Source organism: Corynebacterium sp. (genome assembly GCF_012837295.1).
GTDB lineage: Bacteria > Actinomycetota > Actinomycetes > Mycobacteriales > Mycobacteriaceae > Corynebacterium.
The window spans coordinates 1-6,125 of sequence record NZ_DURI01000310.1 but is presented as its reverse complement, the minus strand read 5'-3'; the positions used below and the strand labels follow the sequence as shown (position 1 = coordinate 6,125).

The 6,125-nt window shown below is 72.1% G+C and carries 5 protein-coding genes; 4 read left to right on the top strand and 1 reads right to left on the bottom strand.

Translation table 11 applies throughout. The features are described from left to right. The 3 genes from GX015_RS10070 to GX015_RS10060 form a co-directional block, all read left to right on the top strand. A partial coding sequence (locus GX015_RS10070; protein WP_291344858.1) for a helicase-associated domain-containing protein occupies nucleotides 1-1,033 on the top strand: 1,033 nt, incomplete at its 5' end. A gap of 92 nt (nucleotides 1,034-1,125) precedes the next feature. Continuing rightward, entirely contained in the window at nucleotides 1,126-2,802 is a 1,677-nt protein-coding gene (locus GX015_RS10065; protein ID WP_291344856.1) for a DNA repair helicase XPB, read from the top strand. 36 nt (nucleotides 2,803-2,838) lie between these two features. Then, nucleotides 2,839-3,474: a DUF3239 domain-containing protein gene (locus tag GX015_RS10060; RefSeq protein ID WP_291344853.1), complete on the top strand. Its 636-nt coding sequence runs from the start codon at nucleotides 2,839-2,841 to the stop codon at nucleotides 3,472-3,474. A 49-nt stretch (nucleotides 3,475-3,523) separates the two neighbouring features. Here the strand turns inward: GX015_RS10060 and GX015_RS10055 are convergent, their stop codons facing one another. Beyond that, nucleotides 3,524-4,627 carry an alpha/beta hydrolase gene (locus tag GX015_RS10055; protein WP_291344851.1) on the bottom strand — a complete coding sequence of 368 codons (1,104 nt, stop codon included), beginning with the start codon at nucleotides 4,625-4,627 and terminating at the stop codon, nucleotides 3,524-3,526. A gap of 94 nt (nucleotides 4,628-4,721) precedes the next feature. Between GX015_RS10055 and GX015_RS10050 the strand changes: the two genes are divergently transcribed. Beyond that, nucleotides 4,722-5,948: an aminotransferase class I/II-fold pyridoxal phosphate-dependent enzyme gene (locus tag GX015_RS10050; RefSeq protein ID WP_291344849.1), complete on the top strand. Its 1,227-nt coding sequence runs from the start codon at nucleotides 4,722-4,724 to the stop codon at nucleotides 5,946-5,948. Nucleotides 5,949-6,125: the final 177 nt, after the last annotated feature.

The window sequence follows — 6,125 nt, the reverse complement described above, 5'->3', positions numbered from 1 at the left end:
GATGCTCTCCGAGTTCGCGGTTCTCGGCCTGGCCGTGCCCGTGGGCGGCGGCGCGGGGTCGGTCATCGGGGCCGGGGCCTCCGCGGCGGGCCGGGCGGCCGCGGGTGATTCGGGCGAGCGTGACGACGACGCCGATCTGGCCGACTCCCTGGCGTCGTCGTTGCCGAAGCCGGCGACGCAGTTCATCGTGCAGGCCGACCTGACGCTGCTCGTGCCGGGCCCCGCCGACGGCGCCTTCCTGGAGAAGCTCGAGTCCTTCACCGATCTGGAGTCCCCGGGCCTGGCCAGCGTCCACCGCATCTCCGAGGAGTCGGTGCGCCGCGCCCTCGACGCGGGGACGACCGCCGCGGACCTCCACGGGTTCCTGGCGGATCGCGCGATGGGCGAGGTGCCGCAGTCGGTGACGTACCTCATCGACGACGTCGCCCGCCGCCACGGCCGTTTGCGCGGCGGTCCCGCCGGGGCCTACCTGCGCTGCGAGGATCCGGCCCTGCTCGCGCAGGTGCTGGCCGACCCGGTGGCCGAACGCATCGGGCTGCGCCGGTTGGCCGACACGGTGGCCATCGCGCAGGTCACGCCGCCGGCGATGATCGCCGCATTGCGCGACTCCGGGTTGGCCGCCATCGCGGAGGACCCCTCCGGCGCCGCCCTCGATCTGCGCCCGGAGCGCTTCCGCGTGCCGGAGGCCCCGCGGCGGCCCGCTCCCGCGATGCGCGCCGACGACGGGCGGGTCAGCCAGGCGCTGCAGTCCATCCAGGCCGGCGACCGGGCGGCCGACTCCGGCGACGGCACCCGCATCGACATGGACGACGACCCGGCCACCGGCGCGGCCGCCCAGGCGCTCCTGCATCGCGCGGCGCGCTCGGGCCTCGACGTGACCATCGGGTTCGTCGACCGCAACGGCCGCGCCGGCCGTCGCCGCGTCCGCCCCGTGACCGTGTCGGGCGGCCAGGTCGACGCCGTGGATCCGGCGACGGGGCAGGTGCTGCGCTTCCTGCTGCACCGGGTGACGGAGGTCGTCCTCGACGCGTGACGCCCGCGGGGTCATAATGGGGTTTTGGCGCGATTCGGCCCGGACGGCCGGATTCCGCGACGTTCCCCAACCGGAAGCAGTGGTGATGCCCCGTGTCCTTCGGAGACGGCCCCCTCATCGTCCAGTCCGACAAGACGGTGCTCCTCGAGATCGACCATGACGACGCCGGCGCCGCCCGCGCGGCGCTGGCGCCCTTCGCCGAGCTGGAACGGGCCCCGGAGCACATCCACACCTACCGGATCACGCCGCTGGCCCTGTGGAACGCCCGCGCGGCCGGGCACGACGCTGAACAGGTCGTCGACGTGTTGGAGAAGTACTCGCGGTTCCCGGTGCCGCAGGCGCTGCTCATCGACGTCGCGGAGACCATGGACCGCTACGGCCGGCTCACGCTGTCTAAGCACCCCGCCCACGGCCTGGTGCTGGAATCGAAGGACCCGGCGGTGCTGGCGGAGATCACCCGCCACAAGAAGATCCGCCCCATGCTCGGCGAGGAGATCGACGCCGACACGTGGACCGTCCACCCCTCCGAGCGCGGCCGCATCAAGCAGGAGCTGCTCAAGGTCGGCTGGCCGGCCGGCGACACCGCCGGATACGTCGACGGCGAGGCCCACGACATCGCGTGGGTCGGCGAGCACGACGAGTGGGAGCTGCGCGACTACCAGCGCCACGCGGCCGATTCCTTCCGCGAGGGCGGTTCCGGCGTCGTCGTCCTGCCCTGCGGCGCGGGCAAGACCATCGTCGGCGCGGCCGCGATGGTCGACGCCAACCGCACGACGCTGATCCTGGTCACCAACACCGTCGCAGGCCGCCAGTGGCGCGACGAGCTGCTGCGCCGCACCTCCCTGACCGAGGACGAGATCGGCGAGTACTCCGGCGAGCGCAAGGAGATCCGCCCGGTGACCATCGCGACGTACCAGGTGGTCACCCGCAAGACGAAGGGCGAGTTCCGCGCCCTGGAGCTGTTCGACTCCCGCGACTGGGGACTGATCATCTACGACGAGGTGCACCTGCTGCCCGCGCCGGTGTTCCGCATGAGCGCCGACCTGCAGTCCCGCCGCCGCCTGGGCCTGACCGCCACTCTCGTGCGCGAGGACGGCCGCGAAGGCGACGTGTTCAGCCTCATCGGCCCGAAGCGCTACGACGCGCCGTGGAAGGACATCGAGGCGCAGGGCTGGATCGCCCCGGCGGAGTGCATCGAGGTCCGCGTCACCCTCACCGAATCCGAGCGGATGGTCTACGCCACCGCCGAGGCGGCGGACCGCTACCGGCTCGCGGCGACGTCTCCGACGAAGATCCCGGTCGTCGAAAAGCTCCTGGACCGCCACCCCGGCGAGCCGACCCTGGTCATCGGCGCCTACCTGGACCAGCTCGAAGAGCTGGGGCAGGCGCTGGATGCGCCGGTGATCGACGGCAAGACGCCGAACAAGCGCAGGGAGGAGCTTTTCGACGCCTTCCGCACCGGCGAGCTGACCACGCTCGTCGTGTCGAAGGTGGCGAACTTCTCCATCGACCTGCCCGAGGCCGCCGTCGCCGTCCAGGTCTCCGGCACCTTCGGTTCCCGCCAGGAGGAGGCCCAGCGCCTGGGCCGCCTGCTGCGCCCCAAGGCCGACGGCGGCGGCGCGATCTTCTACTCCGTCGTCGCCCGCGACACCCTCGACACCGAGTACGCCGCCCACCGCCAGCGCTTCCTCGCCGAGCAGGGCTACGCCTACCGCATCGCCGACGCCGACGAGCTGCTCGGCCCGTCGCTGCCCGGCGATACGCTGTAGACGACCGCGCCGCACACCCCAGAGAGGACCCACCCGATGAGCTTCGACTTCACCGTCGACGAAGCCCACAACACCGCCAACAACGAGTACTTCCGCGACGGCAAGCGCCTGCGCCTGTCCGCCGCCATCATGGCGGTGCTGCTGTGGGCCGGCGGCGGCCTCGCGCTGTGGCTGCTGGGCACGTCCGGGGCGGGGCTGTTCCTGGGCATCCTGTCCATAACCTTCGGCACCATGTGCGCGTGGGTGGCGCTGACGCTGCCCGGGACGACGGGCACCCCGCAGGACCTCTACGACACGTGGCCCCTGGCGCCGGCGATGATCGCCGAGGTCGATCCCCGCACCATGACGCTGATGGCGCTGGTCGACACCGCCTCCGACGACCACGCGGAGCCCCGCCGTGCGCTGGCGCTGCGCACCGTGACCAAGGTGTCGGGCACGCCCCGCACCATCGGCGCGCGCGTGCCCTCCGTCGCCGTCGGCGGCAAGCACCGCCGCGGCCGCGATCACTGGGACCAGATCACCCCGGTGCCGATCGCGTGGGCGACGCCGTCGTCGCGCACCCGCCGCAACGCCGAGCGCTCCATCCCGGAAGGCGATTGGCAGCTGCTGCGCGACAACCTCGACCGCGTCGACGACGTCCGCGCCACCAAGTACGACCTGCTGGAGCTCTAGGCCCCTCCCCCTTTTCCGGCCCGCACCGAACAGCACCCACGACCGGCGCCTACCGGCCCCAGGACTCCTCATTCGCCCGGTCGATGGCGTCCTTGTCGTACTCCCCCGCCGGGTCGCCCGGCAGCTCGCGGGCCGTGCCCGTGGCGTCGAGGATGTGGCGGGCCAGGTCGGTGATGCGCTCGCGCTGCACCGCCGGCACCGCGACGAGATGGGTCGACAGGAACTCCGACGACGTCGCCGGTTTCCCGGCCTCCCTCAGCTTGGCGACGACCACGTCCCCGCCCGCCACCGTCTCGTCCTTCGAACCGAGCTGCACGTGCACCCGCGGCAACCGCGCCACGTCGCCGAGCGCCGGGGACACGGCCGGATCGGTCGCGTCCGCGTGGCCGAAGATGGCGGTGAGCATCTCCGCCGAGCGCCCCCTCAGATCCAGCGACGGCGCCGTCAAGGCGACGGAGGCGATGTCCACGCCGGCGTCGTCAAGCAAACCGGCCGCGATTACGGCCGCGTGCGCCCCCGAGGACCGGCCCCACAGGACCACCGGGGCATCCGCGGCGATCTGCGGCGACCGGCCCGTGCGCACCCAGCGGACGGCGGCGGCGATGTCCTCCGCCGCGGCGGGCATGGGGTGCTCCGGGGCCAGCCGGACGTCGACGTCGACGACCACGGCACCCGACCGCTGGGCCAGCGCCGCGCAATCCGGGCCGAAGGAGCCGTCGCGAGCGGTGCCGTCGCCCATCCACCACGCACCGCCATGGGCCGCGACGACCACGGCGCCCGTCGGCGACTGCGGCACGAACACGCGGACGGGAACGCCGCCCGCGTCGTGATCGGAAATGTCGCAGCCCGCGCCGCCGAATGCCACGAACGGCAGCGTGTGGTCGACGCCGGCGCCGAGCACGAGCATCGAGGCGTGGACGATGGCGTCGGGAAGCCTCGCCATCCGGTCGTTGGCCGCGGCGCGGGCGGCCGCGACCTCCTCGGGCGCCGCCGACCACGGGACCGCCGCGCGATCGCGATACGCGGACACGTGCTCCTCCAGGTAATCGATGAGCTGGCGCAACTTGCCCTCGTCCGTGGTCACGGGCGTGAAGCCCTCGCTGGCGGGGTCGTAGCCGGGGCGCGCGTCGAAGCCCGAAATCGGTTCACTCATGCCGCACATTGTGCCAGCACGCGCGGATCGCACCGCCGCCGACCGCCCCGTGCGCCGGCCACGCGGCCGCATTGAATCGCCTACCGTCGTATCCATGAGCACCGACCCCACGGACGCGCCCGCGTCCACGCCGCCCCCGACCGCCGACCCCACCGTGCGCCGCCTGCGGCCTTTGGGCGAGACGATTTTCGCCACCATGAGCCGCCTGGCGGCCTCCACGGGCGCGATCAACCTGGGCCAGGGATACCCGGACAGCGACGGCCCCCGGGTCATGCTCGACGAGGCCATCGCGGCCATCGAGCGCGGCGAGAACCAGTACGCGCCGGGGCGCGGCACGGCGACGCTGCGCCGCGCGATCTGCGAGGACCGCGATCGGCGCCTGGGCCAACGCTGGGATCCGGATACCGAGTGCCTGGTGACCGTCGGCGCCACCGAGGGGATCACGGCGGCCGTGCTCGGGCTGGTCGAACCCGGGGCGCACGTCGTGCTCATCGAGCCGTTCTACGACTCCTACCGCGCCGCGGTGACGCTGGCCGGCGCCGAGTGGACGACGGCGCCCCTCGTCTCAGGGCCCGACGGGTGGCGGCTCGACCTCGCGGCGTTGCGCGAGGCGGTCCGCGACGATACCGCGATGATCATCATCAACACTCCCCACAACCCGACGGGCACCATCTTCACCGATGCCGAACTCGAGGCCGTCGCCGCCGAGGCTCGCCGGGTCGGCGCCATCGTCCTGGCCGACGAGGTCTACGAACGGTTGCTTTACGACGGCCACCCGCACCGCTCCATCGCCGACGTCCCGGTCATGCGCGACCGGTGCGTGGTCGTGTCCTCCGCCGCGAAGACGTTCAACGTCACGGGCTGGAAGACCGGGTGGGTTTTGGGGTGCCCGGAGATCGTCTCGGCCGTGACCACCGCGAAGCAGTTCCTCAGCTACGTCGGCGTGACGCACGTGCAGCCGGCGGTGGCGCGGGGACTCGACGAATGCGGTGACTGGGTCGACGACATGGCCCGCCGCCTTGAGTCGAATCGCGACGTGTTGGTGGCCGGGCTTCGCGAGCTCGGCCTCGAGGTGCACGGCGCCGACGGAGGATACTTCGTCGTCGCCGACGTCTCTCCGCTGGGACTGGGCACCGCCATGGAGACGTGCCGGGCGCTGCCGGAGACGGTCGGCGTCGCCGCCATCCCCGTGCCGGCCTTCGTCGATGACGTCGATGACCCGAGGTGGGTCAATCTCGCGCGATTCGGGTTCTGCAAGCGTGAATCCGTCATTCGGGATGCGCTGGACAAATTGCGGACTCATATCGAATCGTTGGCGTGAATTGATCCACGGTGCTCAGGTCGTGCAAAAGCGAATGCTAAACGTCACCGAAAATGCGAATGGAGCTGTTGTCGGTGCCGCACCCCACACAAGGGGCAACGACACCAACAACAGCTCCACACACAAACGACGAAGGCCGCCGCCCCATCCCCCAACGGGGACAAGGCGACGACCCCT

Bases quoted from the DNA above. Each gene is read 5' to 3' on its own strand.
- GX015_RS10060 (WP_291344853.1), top strand. From the start codon at position 2,839: ATGAGCTTCGACTTCACCGTCGACGAAGCCCACAACACCGCCAACAAC.
- GX015_RS10055 (WP_291344851.1), bottom strand. From the start codon at position 4,627: ATGAGTGAACCGATTTCGGGCTTCGACGCGCGCCCCGGCTACGACCCC.
- GX015_RS10050 (WP_291344849.1), top strand. From the start codon at position 4,722: ATGAGCACCGACCCCACGGACGCGCCCGCGTCCACGCCGCCCCCGACC.